Genomic DNA, 18,074 nt, shown 5'->3' with positions numbered 1-18,074 from the left:
TACTTGGTTTTTTTTGATTTCAATGGGATAGGTCGTAAATGAAAGGCGGTATAACCTCAATGAACGCGCCGTCGGGTTCATTGAGGTTATGTAGTGGGGGGTATAATCACTGTTGAACTAAACCGCTTCGCGGTAGCTGTCGACGAACCACGTTTTTCACCTCATCGGGCCACACTGTTGATTGACCCACGTGGGTCATACAACAGGAGTGACGACGATGACTGCCTTGCGACAGAAGATGATCGCGGCCATGCGTCAGCGTGGCTTTGCGCAACGTACCCACAACACCTACCTGATGGTGGTCACTGAACTAGCACGTTATTTCCACCGCCCGCCAGACACGTTGAGTACCGACGACCTGCAACACTTCTTTAATCACCTGGTTCAGGAGCGTGGTTTGTCCGCCGCCAGTTGCCGTGTTTATCTGCACGGCGTGCGGTTCCTGTATTTGCACGTGTTGCAGTGGCCTTCGTTTGATGTGCCGCTCACCGTCCCCAAAAAACCGCAGCGGATTCCAGAACTGCTGACCCGCGACGAGGTTCGGCGGATCCTGGCCGCCTGCCAAAACGCCAAGCATCGCATGATGCTCGAACTGTGCTACGGCTGCGGATTGCGTGTAACCGAGGTCTGCCACCTGCGAGTTAGTGACATCGACAGCCAGCGTTACCAACTCCGTGTGACGCAGGGCAAGGGCGGCAAGGATCGTATGGTGTTACTACCCGTGACCCTGCTTGATCGCTTGCGCGAATACTGGCGCGCCTATCGGCCAGTCACATGGCTGTTCCCGAGCGCTCTGTTTCCCGATCAAGCCCTACACGCCAGTGCGCCACAGAAGGCCTTTACCCAAGCCAAGCGCCTGGCCGGGATCGAGCGGGTCGGTGGCATCCATAGTCTGCGCCATGCCTATGCTACCCATGTTCTGGAGCAAGGCCTTCCCGTCCATCAGCTCCAGCGGCTACTGGGCCACCGTCACCTCCAGTCGACGATGCGCTACCTGCACTGGCTGCCGAGCCAGCAAGGGGGAGATCAGTGTCATATTGACCTGGTGGCCGCCTTGGAGGTGAGCCATGACTAAGGCCGCTACCTTGCAACAGGCGCTGACCCGCTTTCTCGATCCAACCGGTCTTGATCGCCAGCGCCAACGGGTGTGTACCCATCTGCTGGCCTGCCGAACGGAGGCGATGGGCGGGATGGTCTTGCAGTGCTCCGACTGCGCTCATGTACAGCCACACTACTTTGGCTGCCGCGATCGTCATTGCCCGCAGTGCCAAGGCCGCGCCATAGAACAATGGGCCGAACGTCAGCAGGCCAATATCTTGCCTGTGCGCTATTACCACGTCGTGTTCACGCTGCCGCACAGTCTTAATGGCTGGGTTCAGCTTCATCCCGAGGTGATTCACCGGTTGCTGTTCCAGAGTGCTTGGCAAACGCTGCGCACTTTTGGACGAGACCCCAAACGCCTTGGCGGCGAAATGGGGATGATCGCCGTGCTTCACACTTGGGGTCAGAACCTGAGCCAACATGTGCATCTGCACTGTTTGATTCCAGGCGGTGCCTTGGGTGACGATGGCCGCTGGCGTGGGGCGCATAGCAACTACTTGTTCCCGGTGCGGGCCTTGTCATGCCACTTTCGCGGGCACATGGTGAGCGCTCTGCGCAAGGCCGCCAATGCAGGCGATCTCCACCGGGTAAACCGGCCCGGAGATGTCGATGCTCAACTGAACACGCTGATGGCCACTGACTGGGTGGTTTACAGCAAGGACTGCCTTGAACACACTCATACGGTAGTTCGCTACTTGGCGCGCTACACGCGCCAGATCGCCATCAGCAACGCGCGTATCCTGGCCGTCGATGAGCACCAGGTGACCCTACGCTACAAGGACTATCGCGACCATGACCGACACAAGTCGCTCATCCTCAATGGCGAGGAGTTCGTACGCCGCTTCCTGCTTCACGTCCTGCCCAAAGGACTGATGCGGGTGCGTCACTACGGTTTTCTGGCCAATCGCTGCCGTCGGCAACGTCTGATGCAGGTTCGTCGAGCACTAGCGGTGGTTGAGCAAGCACCGGGTGCCGATATGGCTGCCAGCGATGCGGAGCTGGCCTACACCTGTCCACATTGCAAGCAACCCACATTGCGGATGATCGGGACGCTCACACCCCAGCGCCACACCTACGATCAACCGTCTAATCATAAGGATCAACACTATCGAGCATGATGTAACGCCCTACGACGACAACCGACTTGGCTAACCGGCTCGCTAGCGGGTCATGGATAAGCTCGTCCCGATGATGGATTTTAGCCATCAGGCGCGCTACATTGGGTTAAATTAGATTTGGAAGTGCTGAAATGATGGCGAAACTCACGATCAGAGCGCGTTACCCCAGACATGCCAATGCACGGCTTGGTACCTCAGGCCGCACGCTGATCAATACAATCTCCTATTAAATAGCTGCCTGATGGACGCGCCTTAGTCCAACAGGCATTTATTCGCCATGCTCCGCACGGCGAATAAATGCTTCACTGTTAGGCGCATTACAATCCATCAAGTTCAATTAAAAAAGTAAAGAGGGATAGATGATTGAAGGACGAAATTTAGACAACCTTGGTGGTGGAAATGATGCTATAGAAGCCTTGTCAATAATAAGGCACTATTTTGGTGAGGGTTATTTAAACGCCAATAATAATCATAAACTTCCAAGGCTTTGGGCGCGACTAGACAGATTGGCAACAGTTGAGCTGTATGTGTTTGGTAAATGCTTACTTAAGATTGCAAAAGAAAATGAAAAATGGTTGTTTGAAACAGTAAGGGGTATAAAACGTCAGTCACCTGATTCTTCACATGGATTCTTCACTGAAATACTTTTTCTGGGAATGTTTGGTCTTCACCGCACTAAAATCCTGCCAGCAGAAAAAAGTAAAGCAGGATATGATTTTTCGGTTAAATTTCCCAATGATATACGACACCTAATTTCAGTAAAAAATATTGATGCATCTGAATCGAATAAAGTGTTCCAGAGGAACTCCAGAAGGCTTAGAAGAAAATGGATAGGAAAAATAAAGTCTTTAAATATTCGGGTTGGTATAAGAGTCGTATCTGGTAAGAACTTGGTCGATAGTGATTTCGATGATATTATCGCGATTTTTAAAAACATTAAACCAAACTCTCTGCAAAGAACTTATCAGATAAATAAAGACATCAAGGCTATTCTTTTCAATCTGCCTGAAGATGATTACAGCTCTTCTTCGAAGTTTGTTTCTGATATGGTGCAAATATTTTGTCCACCGCCAGCTTCAGAGTGCAAAAGATACGTCAAAAAAATCAGAAGTGCGGTTGGTAATATAAGAAAACACACTGTGAAAGATGAAAAAACATCATTAGTTGTCTTTATGAGAGTTCATGTTCACGCTGATTACAACTTTATTTCTGATCAAGTAAAAGAGATAATAAACGAAGATGGAAACGCAGTTGATTGCGTTATATGTTATCAGCCAAGTTATGTTCGTGACGAAAAGAATAGCTCATTGCTAAACCACTCTTTTAAAATTGAAGCGTCAGCAAGCTTTGCTACAAGAATAGCTGGTTCTGACTGGTATAAAGTGGATATCCCACTTGGTTCATCTTCTCTAAGCCAGTCAGATGTTAAGGTTATCGACATAGAAACTGGCGATCAGGCATTCTTATCTGCTAGTGATTATTTTTTTCAGCAAGGTGATTTTTATATCAACGCTAAAAAAGAAGCAAATGGTAGTTTGTATTGTGACGACATAGGTTCACCTGCTATCGGGATCAGAAAGCATGGGGTTTTCCAAGGTCTTGTAGTAACACCAAAATCAACAGTAGAGCACGAAGAACTACTAATTATCTAGAGCTCCTAACAAGTAAATCCAGGTGACGCCAACGGTGCACCTGAGTTAGACGTTAACTTGAGTCGGCTGCAGTGACGAGAGATAAACCAGAGTAAGGGCTATATGAACTACATCTTTCTCGATACATGTGTCTTGCTGGATGTTTCCACGAAGAGGAGTGATCTCCCCCTTGTATCTGCACTAGAGGAACTGGTGTGCTCAAACAGTGTAGAACTGGTCTTAGCCGATCTGGTTATTGAAGAGTATGAGCGAAATAAAGAGAGTGTGGCGAAGAAAACTGCTCAACGTTTGTCTCAAGAGTTCAAACAGGTCAAAGCTGTGGTAAATGAGTTTGCTGGTGAAAAGCAATCCGAGACCATGGAAGTTCTAAATGATATCAATGCAAGGTTGCCGCTTTTGACTGAAGCGAACTACGCAACGATCCATAGAGTTGAAAGGTTAATTGAATCCGCAACCGTCATTCCAATTAGTGACCGTTCTAAAATCGCCGCCGTTCAACGTGGGCTTGAAAAAAGGGCTCCGTTTCATATTAGCAAAAATTCTGTCGCGGATGCTGTCATCATTGAGCAGTTTTTTGAATTTGTGAGCAGCGTCGACAGTAACCATGATACTTGCATTTTTGTTACTCATAATCACAATGACTTTTCCTCGAAAGATCATCGAAAGCCGCATGCAGATTTTGACGAAATATTCTCAATCTCGAACTCTTTATACTTCAACAATCTAGCTTCAGCTATCGATCATATTGATCCAGACTCGCTCGCTGAATTCGAGTTTGAGCACGATTTTACAGAAGAAACTCGAGGTTTAAGAGAAATGTTGGACGCTATGGATGAGCTGGTTGATAAAGTCTGGTACAACCGCCACCAAAATCGTATGTGGGGTATTGAGCATGGTGAAATTGAAGTCATACCGGAAGGAACCAAGCGCTATGGATCAAATGTAATTCATGAGCATATCCTCGAAGGTGCTATCAAGTCAGCCAAACGCGTGGAAGGAAAATATGAAGACATAGGTCCATGGAGTGACTTTGAATGGGGGATGATCAATGGTAAGTTATCGGCACTGCGTTGGGTGTTAGGTGACGAATGGGATATGTTAGATACCTAAATTTAACAAAGCATTACAACGAATAAGCCGTTGAATGCTGCGTTATGCTCAAATGAGTGGAAAATGAGTTTAGATAAATTTAAAAGAAAATTTATATCTTATAAAAGACTTCTAGAGTATGACACGTTGGGGTCTTTTGACTTTTTCACATGTATTATTTGCTTAGATAGTATTGAGAGTGCTCGGTTTAGCGAGTTCTTGGAGGCTTTAGCAGATAAAAATTATTTAGTGCTATGTAAAGTAACCCCACTGGCTGTACATGAATTCACTCATTTTGTAGATTCGACCTCTACAGTTTGGGGTATGAACCACTTAAAAAAGATGAACGAGGCATATTGCTCGAATAACGAAGTAGGTGGTTCAGAGCACGAGTTTTATAAAGCAAAGAGATTTTTAGAGCACGCAAGATCATTGCGCCTCCCCGACTACTATACGTTAATTGATGGGAGTATAACGCCGGATAGACCATGGCAGTCTAGAATTACCATGGGTGAGAAATTTGGTCTCGACGGAAAACTATCTGGAGAGCCGGTTCTTTTTTCGCATTTTTCAAATGCTCATGGCGACTTATTAGCAAGATCTCCCGTTTCAACAGTGTCAATTCTCGAAGCGTCAGCCATGGCAAATGAGATGATAACAAGACTGTCTCTAATTAGTGAACTGGATGAGGCTGACAAGCTAGTTGAGAATGGGTTATACCAACGAGAGTCGTTGAGTTTCATTTACAATCAAAATATTACGGAATATTCTGTCTGCGTACATATAGTTGCCAACCATTTGTTGTGCAAAGATATTTTTGTTGCCTTCCAAATATGTTCAATTATTACGCGACTAGTTCTTAACTTTTCTGGAGCATTAATCGAAAACGTTTTGGCGTCGGAGATCCACGATATTTTGGGCATACCTAAGAATCATGAGTTTGAAAAAAGAGTGAGGTCAGGAATACGTGGTCGAGATCTTGGAATATTGTATTTTCTGATCTGTAGTGCTCTACCAAAAAATACGGCTGACGATCCGAAGACAATGATCGCGGGAATTCGACTAGCGCTAGAAAAGATTAACTTGTCACTAGAATTGCTTCGCGAAGAGGCTCGCAAGGAGATTGAGTCGATAGCGAACGATCTGGGCAGTAGTAAGTTAAAAGCAATTCGGTTGCTGTCTATAGCTGGGTTCGATAACTTCTCCAAAATACCCTTAACTACCAGCGGCCTAAACGTATCAAATTTATCGCTACCTCGTGTGTACCTCGGTGACGGCACTGAGGTTGATATTTTCAGAAACGACAACAGTCAGCTTAAAGATGTTGGTATCGAGGAAATATTTGATGAGTTGTATGCGGGCCAGAAATGGGTCGAAAGGTTCTCCGAGGCTTGTACAGCATAACAAGTGGCTGTTGTCTGACTCACCTGCGCTGCGCACGCTGCAAAGCCAAGCGTTATATCAGCATTTCCTCAACATCTGCTCTTGGCCGAAAACCGACACTACCATCAAAGGTAATTCCAATTTTGTTACAACCTCCCCATCCCACTAACCCGCATAACCTCCCTCGCCACCGCATCATTCAAAATCCCCCGTTTGGCCTCAATTAAAGTGAGCCAGTCGCGGGCGCGGGTGATGCCAGTGTAGACCAGCTCGCGGGTGAGGATTGGGTTGGGCGTTTGTGGTAGCAGCAGGGCGGTGTGCTGAAACTCTGAGCCTTGGGATTTGTGTACCGTCATCGCGAACACGGTTTCTACAGCGTGTAGGCGGGAAGGCAGCACCCAGTGAATCGGGTTTTCTGTGTCGCTGGTCGGAAAGGCGACGCGTAAAAGAGTCCTGCCGGGAGTGCGGGGATCTGGCACCGCCATTGTGATGCCGATATCGCCGTTCATGAGTTTCAGGCCGTAGTCGTTTTGGGTGACCAGCACCGGGCGGCCTTCGAACCAGCCTTTTTCTAACGTGTGGTCGTTGCCGAATAGCAGCTTCTCACGGCGCAAAGTTTTGGCGATGCGCAGGTTTAAGCCTTCTACCCCCCAAGGGCCTTTGCGCAGTGCGCACAGCAGTTGAAAGCGGCTATAGGCGTTCAGTACTTGCTTAGCCCACGCATCGTAAACGTCTCTGTTCTCTTCAAACGCCAGTGCCGTATCAGGCCGCTCGCTATCTAATGTGTTTAGGTAGTGGCAGTAGCCGGTGGGCGGAGCGATGGGCTTGCCTTTGTAGTCGGTGCGGCCTTCGCCTGCGTTGGGAAACCGTTCCGGGCTGCCGGTGATTACCAGGCGCTCCAGGGCGCTGTCTTCGTTCAGTGCGTCAGGCTTTAGCACTAGGTGGTGCAGGTCGGCATAGCCGTTATTGAGTACGCCATGCACGGCTTGGTGTTTATCCCGTTCCCGCAATGTTTCACTTAGCGGCTGGTTAATCGCCTGGGCGAGCTGGCCGATGCCGCTTGTTTCAGTAAAGCGGTGGCTTACCCGCAGCATGGTAATGGCTTGGTCCAGCGGCTGGCCGTTGGGGTCGATTAATTCATTCGGCAGCGGGTGACCGGTGAGTTCGGCCAGCCAATGCGCCGTGGCGGGGGTGTAGTGGGCAGCGTCGGCGCGGCGGCAGAGGTCGCCCAGCACGGCGCCAGCTTCCACGGATGCCAGCTGGTCTTTGTCCCCCAGCAGCACCAGCTTGGCGCTGCTGGGCAGGGCGCTGAGCAGCGCCGTCATCATTTCGATATCCACCATTGAGGCTTCATCCACCACCAGTACATCCAACGCCAGCGGGTTGGCGGCGTTGTGGCGGAAGTGGCGGGTGTCTGATCTTGCACCTAATAAGCGGTGAAGTGTGGTGACTTCGGTTGGAATGGCGGCCTGAAGTTGCTGGGTGCTTGAATCGTCGTCGAAGTGTCGAACCAAAGCTGAAGCTCCCTCCCACAAGTTGACTAAGCCACTAAAGGGGAGCTTTGCAACTTGTCCGGCGATGGATTCATTTAGCCGGGCGGCGGCTTTGCCGGTGGGGGCGGCTAGGCGAATGCGTAGCGGGTTTGCGCTGGGTTCTGCTAGCTGCAGGGTTTGCAATAGTGCCAGCAGGCGCACCACGGTGGTGGTTTTGCCGGTGCCGGGGCCGCCGGTGATGATCGCGAACGGGCTGCGGGCAGCAAGAGCGCAGGCGGTTTTTTGCCAGTCTATGCTGTTGCTGGCGGGGAATAGGGTATCTAGGGCATCTTTGAGTATTTGGGGGTGACTATCGTCACCCTTCGCCCGCTGAAGCTCCCTCCCACCAGTTTTATCCAGTTCTGCGGTGGCTAATCGGGCGGCGATTTCCTGGTGTAGGGTTTGCTCGAATTGCCAGTAGCGGCGTAGGTAGAGTTTGCTGGTGTTGTCGCTGTGGCTCACTACCAGCGGCGAATTGCCGGGGCCGTCGCTGATCAGCGTGGGGTGGTGGAGCGCGGCCTGCCACTCGGGCAGCGTTAGCATAGCCAGCACATGGCTGGGCAGCGGCGGTGGGTCGTTCAGGTCGTCGCCTTCCGGTGGCAGCGAAAGCGCAAAATCCGGCGCTTCCAGCGTCGCAGCTATATCCAAGCACACGTGGCCACGGCCAAGCTGGTGGCTGGCCAATGCCGCGCCTAGCAACAGCAGCGGCGGGGTGTTCTGGGTTTCGCGGTCGAGGAAGCGCACCAGGGCCAGATCCAGATCCCGCAGCCAGCCACGGGAAACCCAGCGCTCACACAGCAGGAATAGCGCGGCGGTATCGCTTAGCGCGGGGTGCGGTTGGGTAGCACTGGCGGCTGATTCTGTTGGTGGTGTTACCGATGCGGTTGAATCAGGTGCCGCGGGCGGCGCGTCATCGGCGAACAGGTCAAGGTTCATGGAGCCCCCGTTCTTGGAGGCTAAGTCACGCTTACTCATACTACCGCTTCCTGGTTTGTTACTGCGGTGTCTGCCGCTGCGCCTGTAAAGAGTGCATCCAGCGCTTCGATCAGCGCGACCGGTGCTGGCACAGCGTGTACCCCGCGGGCAGTGGTGCGGCTGCCGCGCAGAAACACCGTCATCGAGCCGCCCAGGTGCTGGTGCGGGTCGTAGTCGGGCAGGCGCGCTTTCAGCAGGCGATGAAGTGCGAGCAGGTAAAGCGCGGCTTGCAGGTCGTAGCGTTTTTCGAGCATGGCGTTGCGCAAGGCGTCGGCGGTGTAGGCGCTGTCGTCGCTGCCCAGGTAGTTGGATTTCCAGTCGAGCACATAGAAGCGCCCTTCATGTTCAAAGGCGAGGTCGATAAAGCCCTTGAGCATGCCGTTGAGGGTGTCGGCATCCAATACGGGGCGTGATACCCCTGGCAGTAAGTGGTCACTGACCAGCTCATCCAGCTTGCGCGTTTGTACCTGGTGCGCGGCAAACCAGAACTCCAGTTCCACCTGGTAGCTTTCGAGTTCACATAATGCCACCTGGCTGCATTCGCTGGACTGTGAAGGGGCCGATGACAGAGATTGGGGCAAGGGAAGCGGCGTGGCGAGCAGTTCTTCAAGCCAGCCCGCCAGGGTGTCGTGCCAAGCCTGCCAGCCGCGCAGCTGCACGCGCCGCCGCAGCATGTCTTCCCGGGCGGCGGGGTCTTTCAGCGCATTGTTAAAGCCTAGCTGGCCCGCCCACTCCAGCAATCCATGCAGGAAGGTGCCGGGGCCAGGCCCTCGCGGAAACCGGTGCAGGTGAAACGCTTCGGTGTTGATGGCGTTGTCGTGGGGTTCATCCAGCACTTCCAGGGTGGTGGCTTCCTGGGGCGTGGTGGGTTCTGGCGTGGGCGTTGGCGGCGCCGCGCCTGGCATCGTTTCTGAGACGGCCCCTGAGGTACGCAGCGCCGAGTAGCTGGCGATCCACCACTGTTCACGGGCGGCGCGCAGCGGGGTGCGGGCGTGGCCCAGTGCCTGCTGTTCCGGCGCCGGGGTGAAGCGCAGCGCGGTGGGTTCCGGGGCGTTACTTAGCGCGATATCGCTGCCTCTTACCAACTCGCCTAGCGCGTGGATAAACGTGCTGGGGGCAATGGCCTTGCCGCCGTTGATCAAGTGGCCGATGGCGCTGTTCTCGCCGCTTTTTAGCGGTGCCAGACCCAACCAGGTGGCGTGGCGGGCGCGGGTGAGCGCCACATAGAGCTTGCGCAGGTCTTCGCCCAGGCGTTCGCGGTCGGCGGTGGCCAGCGTGGCTTCATCGGCGCTTAGGCTGAGTTGCAGTGTGCCGTCGCTAGCGTGCCAGCGCAGTGGCAGGTCGGTGTCGCTGACTGGGCGATGGTTGGCGATAAACGGCAGGAACACCAGCGGGTACTCAAGCCCCTTGGATTTGTGAATGGTCACTACCTTGACCAAGTCGGCGTCGCTCTCCAGGCGCAGCTTGTGGCTGTCGCCGTGGCTATCCGGGTCGGCAATGGCTTCCGCGAGAAAGCGAATCAGCGCGTGTTCGCCATCCAGTTCCTGGCTGGCGTGCTGCAGCATTTCACCCAGGTGGAGCAGGTCGGTTAGCAAACGCTCACCCTCGGCGAACTCGCCCAGCAGCCGTGCGGCGATATCAAAATCGACCATCAAACGGCGCACCAGCGGCAGCACGCCCTGGCGCTGCCACAGGCGGTGGTAGTCGCTGAACTGCTCGACCCGCGCTTCCCAGGCCAGCTCGCTCTGGTTGAGGTGGTCGAGTGCTTCAAGGCTTAGCCCAAGTACTGATGTTGCCAGGGCGGCGCGCAACTTGGCTTCCGCCTGGCGGGAGTTGGCCTGGGGCTCGGCGCAGGCGCGCAGCCAAATGGCTAACTGCGGGGCGATGGGGGAGCTGAACACCTTATCGTGATCGGAAAGGTAGACGCTCTTGATGCCCCGGCTGGCCAGCGCTAGGCGAATCGCCCGCGCTTCCTGCAGGCCGTTGACCAGCACGGCCATGTCCGAGGGGGCCAGCGGAGTGAGTCCGTTATCGCCGCTGTCATCGGCAGCTTTCGTAAAGCCCGCCTGTTGCTGGCGGCCTGCTTCCAGAAGCGCGGCCATGTGCGAGGCGCAGCGCTCGGCCATCTCGGTTTGGTAGGCGGTTTTGGAGAGCGGCTCGTCGCTTTCCAGCGGCCATAGGGTCATCGCTGCTAGCGGTTTGCCGTTGAGTACCAGCGTATCTTTGGTGCCTTTGGCGTTGACGGGGTTGAACGGCAGCGGGTTGTTGCCGCCATCAGCACGGAACAGGAAGGCGCCGGCATCATGCTGGTCGGCGTAGCTGAAGCAGTGGTTGACCGCTGCCACCATGGCACTGCTGGAGCGGAAGTTGGTGCCCAGTGTGACGTGGCGGCCATCGGTGTCGTGCCGGGCCTGCAGGTAGGTGAAGATATCCGCACCGCGAAAGGCGTAGATCGCCTGCTTGGGGTCGCCAATCAGCAGGATGGCGCTGTCGCGGCGGGGCGTTGCGACGTCATACACGGCGTTAAAGATGCGGTACTGAATCGGGTCGGTATCTTGGAATTCGTCGATCAGTGCCACGGGGAACTGGCGCTGAATCTGCGCGGCCAGGGCCTCTTTGTTGGGGCCTTTCAGGGCGCGATCCAGATGGGTGAGCAGGTCATTGGGGCCCATCTCAGCGCGGCGCTCCTGTTCGCGCTCCAGCCGGGCGCGGCACCACTGCACGGCGTGAATCAGCAGGTCGTTGCGTGGCTCGGGCAGGGCATCCAGCGCTTGCGGTAGCTGTGCCAGCGCTTCCCAGGCTTGGGGGCAGGGTGGTGCGCCCTCTTTCCAGATATCGGCCATGCCGTCGGGGGTCATGCGTTTCCAGGCGGCGTCGGTGAGCGCGGGGCGGTCGGCCTCCGTTTCGCACCACTCGCGTAGTGCGCCTAGCCAGTTGGCGCGGCTTTTGGCGTTGAAGCTCTGGCCCTTGAAGGCTTTGCGCGTGGCTGCGTCTTCCAGGGCGGGTACCAGTTCGTCCAGCCAGGCGGGCCAGGGGGCTTTGAGTTCGCTGAGCTGGGCGCTGCGTTCGGCCTGGGTGGCGGCCAGGGTTTCGCTGGGTGCGGGCTTTTCGCCACCCAAAGCTTCGCTTTCGGGCAGTAGCCGTTGCAGCGGAACGTGCAGGTCGTCCGGTGATTTCCAGTAGCGGGTGACAATGCCGAGGGCGTCGCTGTCCAGCGGGTAGTAGAAGCTGCGCCAGTAGTCGCGCACCACTTCCTGTTCCAGTTCGCGCTGGTCGTTTTCCAGGTTGAGGGAGAACAGGCTGCCGCTGTCGAAGGCGTGTTCGCGCAGCATGCGGTAGCACCAGCTGTGGATGGTGGAAACCGCGGCTTCGTCCATCCATTCGGCGGCCAGCGCCAGGCGCCGGGAGCAGGCGGGCCAGGTGGCAGGGTCGTATTGGTCGCGGAGTTCTAGGAGCAACGGATCAGCAGTTCGCTCGGCAGCAGGCCGACGCGAGGGCGCCGTGAACCCATCCGTGGGGGCTACTTTTGCCATCCCTGGCAAAAGACCCTCGCTTTGGCCTGCTCCCTTCGCTTGGTCTGTATCCTCAGCTCGAAATACTTCTGCTGCTTCTACCAGCCGGTTGCGGATCCGTTCGCGTAGCTCTTGGGTGGCGGCGTTGGTGAATGTGACGACCAGGATTTCCGGTGGCGTGAGCGGGCGGATAAACGCGGTGTCGTCGTCAACGCTGTGGCCGCCGAGTACTAGCCGCACGTAAAGCAGGGCGATGGTGAAGGTTTTGCCGGTGCCAGCGCTTGCCTCTATCAGTCGGCTGCCGTGGAGTGGGAGGCCCAGGGGGTCAAGAGATGTGATAGAAGGCATGGCGGTATCCCGAGCAGTATTCACTGGTCAGCACGGCAGGGCGCTGTAGGACGAGGCTTGTCCAACGCTTATTTGAACACGAGAAGGTAGCTGGGTAGAAGTCGGGCTTTTCTGGAAGTCGTTACTATCTCTGTTTCAGGCTGCCTGTATTCAATCAATAAATACACATCATTGTTTACAGTTATTGAATAGGTTCTGGTTCTTAATTTAAAAAGTGCATTTTAACCAGTGTGCTTGAGTAGGGATATAAAGCTGGCGTGGCTTAGCTATTGAGACCGCCGTCTTTTATATATTTTATTTGTCGTTATAAAGGAAGCGTAATGGGGCGCTTCCGTAAGCTGTTGATGATCGCCTCGGCTGCTTTAGTCAATATACGTCCCCTGCGAACACAGAGGATAGTCGTTGCAGAGGGGAGCTCGTTTTCTGCGATATCGACAATGGCCATGGTTTGGTGCTTCTCTTCATGGCTCACCGCGTAGTCGGGTAATATGGTGAGGTTGCCGGTCTGCATGACGTGCACCTTGATCAACTCGATGTGGTCGAGTTCGAAGCCAATCTTTGCGGTGAGGCCCAGCCTTAACAGGGAGGTATCAAGTGCTCGCCGAGTATGGAACGTTGGATCGAGCATTGTCAGCTCGTAGGGGGTTAAGTCTTTCAGGTTCAACGTACTATGCTTGGCCAATGGGTGTTGGTGAGGCATGGCCGCCTTGAATTGGGTCGTGAATTTTTCAACGATACTGATACCAGGATAGAAGTCATCTTGCATGGTAATTCCGAAATCCACCTGATCATTTTCAAGGGCTTGGTAGACGGCCTCTGCCCCTGAAATACGCCCTTTGAATTCGACGAGTGGATGGGTTTTTTGAAACTCTGCAATGGCGGGGAACAGCCAGGCCCTAGCAACGCCTTCGATAGTGGCATATCTCACCGTGCCTGCCGTCAATCCGTGTATATCGGCTATCTTGGCTCTTGCCAGCTCCATTTCACGCATGGTGCGCTGCATGTGGAGCGCCAGAACCCTGCCTTCTTCCGTAAGCAGCATCCCATCTGCGCAGCGATCAAACAGCGTTGTCTGGAAGCTGTGCTCAAGGTTCTGGATTTGGCGACTAATGGCCGAAGCGCTGACATGAAGGGAGAGCGACGCCTGGCGTATCGACCCCGTTTCCGCGACGGTCAAAAAGTACTTGAACATTGAAATTTGCATGTTGGTTCCCTGTTTTTTTAATTAAAACAATAATGTAGATAGGTGTTCACATTTCGGCAACGAGTCGTGCTAACAATAGCGTTTTTCTCATACCCTGACGCTCCCTATGCTCTACCTTACTGCAATGCAGTACTTGGGTATCTCTTGATAGCGACAATCGTGAGCTCAGTAAGCTATGTGAAGGCTTGTATAAATATGTGTCTGTAAACAGGTCTGTAAATATAGCTTAAGGAAATTCGAGACGCTTGCTCAACACGGTTTGTTATAAAACTAACAAGTAAAGCTAAAAAGAGATGTTGGCTTTGGCTCTACGCTTAAAGGTGACTTAAATGTTGACAGGAATGAATCGGAAGTTGTTCTGGTTAGTGCTTATATTGGCACTTATCGGAAGCTGGCTTCCCTACTTTAATATTCTCAATGAACTGGTGTGGGTAGGCCCACTATCTCTTCCTCTGGCCTGGGTATTGACCTGTAATATAGTGCTGACACTTTGTGCCATTGCACTTTATCCGCTCTACTTCAAGCCACTCTCTGAACGTATTGATGCATTTGAGCATCAGGAGGGCGGGCATGAATAGCACCGCTGTCACTATCATCATACTGATCGCGTTCATCGCTATCTTTGTCGTGATATCGCTGCGTGCCCGGCAGCATAATGCGTCGACCATTGACGATTACGTCGTGGGTGGGCGCTCCATGAATACCGCGCTGCTGCTGATGTCCATGGGGGCGACTTACTTTTCTACCTGGACGCTGCTGGGTTCATTCGGTGTCTATTATCGGGAAGGGATCTGGTTCGCGGGCTTTACCACCTGGGCGATCATTCAGGGCAGTGTGTTTATTTGGCTGTTTGGCACGCGCATTTGGTATATCGGTAAACGCTTTAACTTCATTACACCTGGGCAAATGGTAGAGCACTACTACTCAAGCCCCACGCTTCGTTTGCTGTTTTCCATTGTCGGTATCATCGCCTTGGTGCCGGTGATGCTGATTCAGGTAACGGGCAGTGCCCGTGCACTGGAAAGCCTGACCGGCGGTGCTATCCCCTATGCCGTTGGGGTTATCGTGACCTCGGTGGTGGTCGGCTTTATCGTGCTCTGGGCGGGCTTCAGGGGCACCGCATGGGCGGATGCCTTTATGGGGACATTCTTTGCCACGGTACTGGTGTTCACGGCGGTCTTCATCATCGGTAAAGCGGGCGGCTGGTCGTTTCTGCAGAACGTGGCGGAAGTTGAACCACAGCTATTGACGAATAAAGGCAATCCGGTGGCCATGCTGGAGTTATGGGTTGGGCTGAGTTTTGGCGCCTGGGCGTTGCCCCACATGTGGCAGAAGTTCTACTCGGCGCATTCAGCGAAAGTGTTGGGCAAGGTGGCCATGTTCACCCCTTTCTGGAACTCCTGGATGATGGCCTGCATTCCGCTGGTGATAGGCCTTTCAGCCAACATTCCTGGGCTGGTGCCAGGGGCGGCGGACAATAGCGATGCGATTCTGCCCCTGATCTTTGCTGAATATGCCCCTATTCTCGGCTCCTTTGTGGTCGCCGGTATCCTTGCCGCTGCCATTTCTACCATCAACAGCCAGTTGCTCTCTTCGGCAAGCTTGGTGGCTGAGGATGTATGGCGTCGGTTCTTTGATAAAGAGATGAGTGAAAAGCGCTTGCGCCTGGTCAATAAGGTGGTCATTGGGCTGATCACCAGCATTGTACTGGTGCTTGCCCTTAGCCCTTCTGGGGCTGGCTATCTGGTGCCCGTTGCCTCCCTGGGCTTCAGCCTTGGCTTGCAACTGGTACCCACCGCGCTTGGAATGCTCTATTTCCGCTGGATTACTCCCGCTGGTGCGTTAACCGGGATGGTGGTGGGTGTCATCACACTGTTCGTAAGCGCTGCTACCGATTTCACTCTGTTCTTTGGCCCGGGTATCAGCGCGATCATCGTCAATGGCATGTTGGTGGCCCTTGTTAGCCGCTTTACCCAGGCTGCGCCAGTGAACGGCGACAATGACTACCATGCGCTGTTCGCTCAGCTCTATGGCAAGCAACCTACACAGAAGGTAACTGCTCATGCAATCAGCTAAAAAAGTCGCCGTCGTTCAGGCGGGATCCCACCCCTTTGACCCTATGTTGACCGCCGAAAAAGGGGCAAGGTTAATCAGTGAAGCTGCCTCCAAAAAGGCAACGGTGGTGGTTTTTCCAGAAGCTTTTTTGGGGGGCTACCCTAAGGGTGCAAGCTTCGGTAGTCCGGTAGGCAAACGGACCGAGGAGGGACGTGATGAGTTTCTGCGCTACTACCGAAGTGCCATTGACCTTGATGGGCCGGAGCTGACCCTGATTACTGATGCAGCTCAGGCACATAACGTCTTCGTGGTCATGGGGGTGATTGAGCGTACGGCCTATACCCTCTATTGCACGGTACTGTATATAGATCCTGAGCAGGGCTTGGTGGGCAAACATCGCAAACTGATGCCTACTGGCGGTGAGCGTATCATCTGGGGGTTCGGCGATGGCTCGACGCTGCCGGTTTTCAAGACCGGTGCAGGTACGGTGGGTGCGGTGATTTGCTGGGAGAACTATATGCCCATGATGCGCTCGGCCATGTATGACAAGGGGGTCGATGTTTACTGCGCGCCCACCGCTGATGACCGCGATACATGGCTGGCCAGCATGCAGCATATCGCTCTTGAAGGACGTTGCTACGTGTTAAGCGCCTGCCAGTATCTGACTAGGGGCGATTTTCCCGACGATTATGACTGCCTGCTGGCACCGGCGAGTGAGCCGGAAACGATACTGATGCGAGGCGCGAGCATGATCGTAAGCCCCATGGGGGAAGTTCTCGCCGGCCCACTGTTTAATGAGGAGGGCATTCTCTATGCCGAGGTCTCCCAGGACGTCATCGTACGCAGCAAGCTCGACTTCGACCCGGTCGGCCACTATGCCCGCCCGGATGTATTCAGCCTGCATGTGGATACAGAAGCGAAGTCGCCGGTAAGAAGTGACTGATCACGTTTAAGCTTGCTGTGAAATCAACTCATCCGATGGCTGTTTCATGCTCCACTGGATCAGCCATCGTTGAGATGGAGTATTGCCATGACTTTTCATATCGACTACCCCCGAGTGGTACCCGAGCGGCGGCCACCCGGTCATGAACCGGCGGCCCCGCGCTATACATTGCGCTGGACACGACCGGTCAATCGACTCTGCTGTGTCTATTTTGGTATTCAGGGGCGCGAGCTTACCTGGGATGACCAGGCGGCGTTTTTCAGCCGTATCAGGGACTCTTTTGTTATCGACTCCGCGCCGGAAACTCACGAAACGCTGCGCTTTACCGATGAAACGGGCTACACCAATGCGGTGCTGGTCGCTTACTGGACCGATCCTTCGGTCTATATGGAGTGGTTGCAGGATGCTGCGTTTATCCAGTGGCTTGCACAGCCACAGCGCACTGACGATACGTTCGGCTATTGGCGGGAGACCATCCATGTCCATTATGACCGTCATGAAACGATCTACTCAGAAGGTAACTATCGAATAGGGTTGGGGCGTTGTCCTGACACCAAGGTAGTTCCCATGACTACCAATGGCTATTTTGGCGCTGCCCGTGACCGCTTTCCGGTTTCTGCGGTGGATCCACTGTCGAGCACCTTTAAGGTTAAGATGCCTGCTCCGGGTAGCAAAACGACACTCGGGCGACGTTTGTTTGCTCAAGTTCCTCATAACCTGACCTCGATTCGATCCGGTCAGTATTGGGGGAAGGCGAAGCAGGAACAGTTTGACGACTACGAGGAGTCATTACGCCCCAAATTGATGGAAGGTATGCAGTACTTGCTCGACAATAAGGAGGAAACGGGCACGCTCTGCTTGAGGGTCATGTCAAACCTTGATGATAACGGTGACGAGCGCTACGAATCCTCGGTACATGCTTACTTTGCTTCTTTGGAGGAGATGGAAAGCTGGGCCAGTTCACATCCTACTCATAAAACCATTTATGACCATGCCATTGCTAAAAACAGGCAATATGGGAAAAAACGCGAAGTGGTCACCTGGCATGAAGTCTTCCTGCTAACCGAAGGCGTGCCATTTGAGTACATCAACTGCCACCCTGAAACTGGCATATTGCCATTTTGCACGCTTTATGAGCGTTGTTAATATATTGTTAGTCGCT

The 18,074-nt window shown here is 53.8% G+C and carries 12 protein-coding genes; 9 read left to right on the top strand and 3 right to left on the bottom strand.

Going from position 1 to position 18,074, the window contains the following annotated elements; genetic code table 11:
• Positions 1-217 precede the first annotated feature (217 nt).
• The 5 genes from RO22_RS09295 to RO22_RS24860 all read left to right on the top strand — a co-directional run bounded on the left by RO22_RS09295 (position 218) and on the right by RO22_RS24860 (position 6,364).
• Entirely contained in the window at positions 218-1,075 is an 858-nt protein-coding gene (locus tag RO22_RS09295) for a tyrosine-type recombinase/integrase (protein ID WP_041158185.1), read from the top strand.
• On the top strand, positions 1,068-2,219 hold the full coding sequence (locus RO22_RS09290) for an IS91 family transposase (RefSeq protein ID WP_052475583.1): 1,152 nt from the start codon (positions 1,068-1,070) through the stop codon (positions 2,217-2,219). Before RO22_RS09295 ends, RO22_RS09290 begins: the two co-directional genes overlap by 8 nt.
• 359 nt (positions 2,220-2,578) lie before the next feature.
• Positions 2,579-3,871, top strand: a complete 1,293-nt coding sequence (locus tag RO22_RS09285; protein WP_041158184.1) for a hypothetical protein — start codon at positions 2,579-2,581, stop codon at positions 3,869-3,871.
• A 102-nt stretch (positions 3,872-3,973) separates the two neighbouring features.
• Positions 3,974-4,981 (top strand): PIN domain-containing protein, encoded by a 1,008-nt coding sequence (locus tag RO22_RS09280; protein WP_041158183.1) that lies wholly within the window; start codon positions 3,974-3,976, stop codon positions 4,979-4,981.
• A 63-nt stretch (positions 4,982-5,044) separates the two neighbouring features.
• Positions 5,045-6,364: a hypothetical protein gene (locus RO22_RS24860; RefSeq protein ID WP_200890241.1), complete on the top strand. Its 1,320-nt coding sequence runs from the start codon at positions 5,045-5,047 to the stop codon at positions 6,362-6,364.
• Between the two features lie 125 nt (positions 6,365-6,489).
• On the opposite strand, the gene recD is transcribed toward RO22_RS24860, so the two are convergent.
• The 3 genes from recD to RO22_RS09260 all read right to left on the bottom strand — a co-directional run bounded on the left by recD (position 6,490) and on the right by RO22_RS09260 (position 13,914).
• A complete protein-coding gene (gene recD / locus RO22_RS09270; RefSeq protein WP_041158303.1) occupies positions 6,490-8,811 on the bottom strand; it encodes an exodeoxyribonuclease V subunit alpha in 2,322 nt (773 codons plus the stop codon).
• Positions 8,812-8,846: 35 nt separating this feature from the next.
• Positions 8,847-12,710: an exodeoxyribonuclease V subunit beta gene (recB, locus tag RO22_RS09265; protein ID WP_041158182.1), complete on the bottom strand. Its 3,864-nt coding sequence runs from the start codon at positions 12,708-12,710 to the stop codon at positions 8,847-8,849.
• Positions 12,711-13,014: 304 nt separating this feature from the next.
• A complete protein-coding gene (locus RO22_RS09260) occupies positions 13,015-13,914 on the bottom strand; it encodes a LysR family transcriptional regulator (protein ID WP_041158181.1) in 900 nt (299 codons plus the stop codon).
• A 329-nt stretch (positions 13,915-14,243) separates the two neighbouring features.
• Between RO22_RS09260 and RO22_RS24740 the strand changes: the two genes are divergently transcribed.
• From RO22_RS24740 to RO22_RS09240, 4 genes are all read left to right on the top strand, one after another.
• Positions 14,244-14,492: a hypothetical protein gene (locus RO22_RS24740; RefSeq protein WP_022522681.1), complete on the top strand. Its 249-nt coding sequence runs from the start codon at positions 14,244-14,246 to the stop codon at positions 14,490-14,492.
• Positions 14,485-15,990 (top strand): sodium:solute symporter, encoded by a 1,506-nt coding sequence (locus tag RO22_RS09250; RefSeq protein WP_041158180.1) that lies wholly within the window; start codon positions 14,485-14,487, stop codon positions 15,988-15,990. Before RO22_RS24740 ends, RO22_RS09250 begins: the two co-directional genes overlap by 8 nt.
• On the top strand, positions 15,977-16,912 hold the full coding sequence (locus RO22_RS09245) for a carbon-nitrogen hydrolase family protein (protein WP_041158179.1): 936 nt from the start codon (positions 15,977-15,979) through the stop codon (positions 16,910-16,912). Before RO22_RS09250 ends, RO22_RS09245 begins: the two co-directional genes overlap by 14 nt.
• 87 nt (positions 16,913-16,999) lie before the next feature.
• Complete coding sequence (locus RO22_RS09240) at positions 17,000-18,058, top strand: phenylacetaldoxime dehydratase family protein (protein ID WP_041158178.1); 1,059 nt, start codon at positions 17,000-17,002, stop codon at positions 18,056-18,058.
• Positions 18,059-18,074 lie beyond the last annotated feature (16 nt).

Origin of the sequence: Halomonas sp. KHS3, from assembly GCF_000830495.1 — a bacterium.
Lineage (GTDB): Bacteria > Pseudomonadota > Gammaproteobacteria > Pseudomonadales > Halomonadaceae > Vreelandella > Vreelandella titanicae.
Note: the sequence above shows the minus strand (reverse complement) of the source record. Positions and strands in the feature narration are given on the sequence as shown.

Excerpts from the sequence above, each read along its gene's own strand:
- recD (WP_041158303.1), bottom strand. The coding sequence starts at position 8,811 with ATGAACCTTGACCTGTTCGCCGATGACGCGCCGCCCGCGGCACCTGAT.
- RO22_RS09295 (WP_041158185.1), top strand. The coding sequence starts at position 218 with ATGACTGCCTTGCGACAGAAGATGATCGCGGCCATGCGTCAGCGTGGC.
- RO22_RS09250 (WP_041158180.1), top strand. The coding sequence starts at position 14,485 with ATGAATAGCACCGCTGTCACTATCATCATACTGATCGCGTTCATCGCT.
- RO22_RS09260 (WP_041158181.1), bottom strand. The coding sequence starts at position 13,914 with ATGCAAATTTCAATGTTCAAGTACTTTTTGACCGTCGCGGAAACGGGG.
- RO22_RS09240 (WP_041158178.1), top strand. The coding sequence starts at position 17,000 with ATGACTTTTCATATCGACTACCCCCGAGTGGTACCCGAGCGGCGGCCA.
- RO22_RS09245 (WP_041158179.1), top strand. The coding sequence starts at position 15,977 with ATGCAATCAGCTAAAAAAGTCGCCGTCGTTCAGGCGGGATCCCACCCC.
- RO22_RS24740 (WP_022522681.1), top strand. The coding sequence starts at position 14,244 with ATGTTGACAGGAATGAATCGGAAGTTGTTCTGGTTAGTGCTTATATTG.
- RO22_RS09285 (WP_041158184.1), top strand. The coding sequence starts at position 2,579 with ATGATTGAAGGACGAAATTTAGACAACCTTGGTGGTGGAAATGATGCT.
- RO22_RS24860 (WP_200890241.1), top strand. The coding sequence starts at position 5,045 with ATGAGTTTAGATAAATTTAAAAGAAAATTTATATCTTATAAAAGACTT.
- RO22_RS09280 (WP_041158183.1), top strand. The coding sequence starts at position 3,974 with ATGAACTACATCTTTCTCGATACATGTGTCTTGCTGGATGTTTCCACG.
- RO22_RS09290 (WP_052475583.1), top strand. The coding sequence starts at position 1,068 with ATGACTAAGGCCGCTACCTTGCAACAGGCGCTGACCCGCTTTCTCGAT.
- recB (WP_041158182.1), bottom strand. The coding sequence starts at position 12,710 with ATGCCTTCTATCACATCTCTTGACCCCCTGGGCCTCCCACTCCACGGC.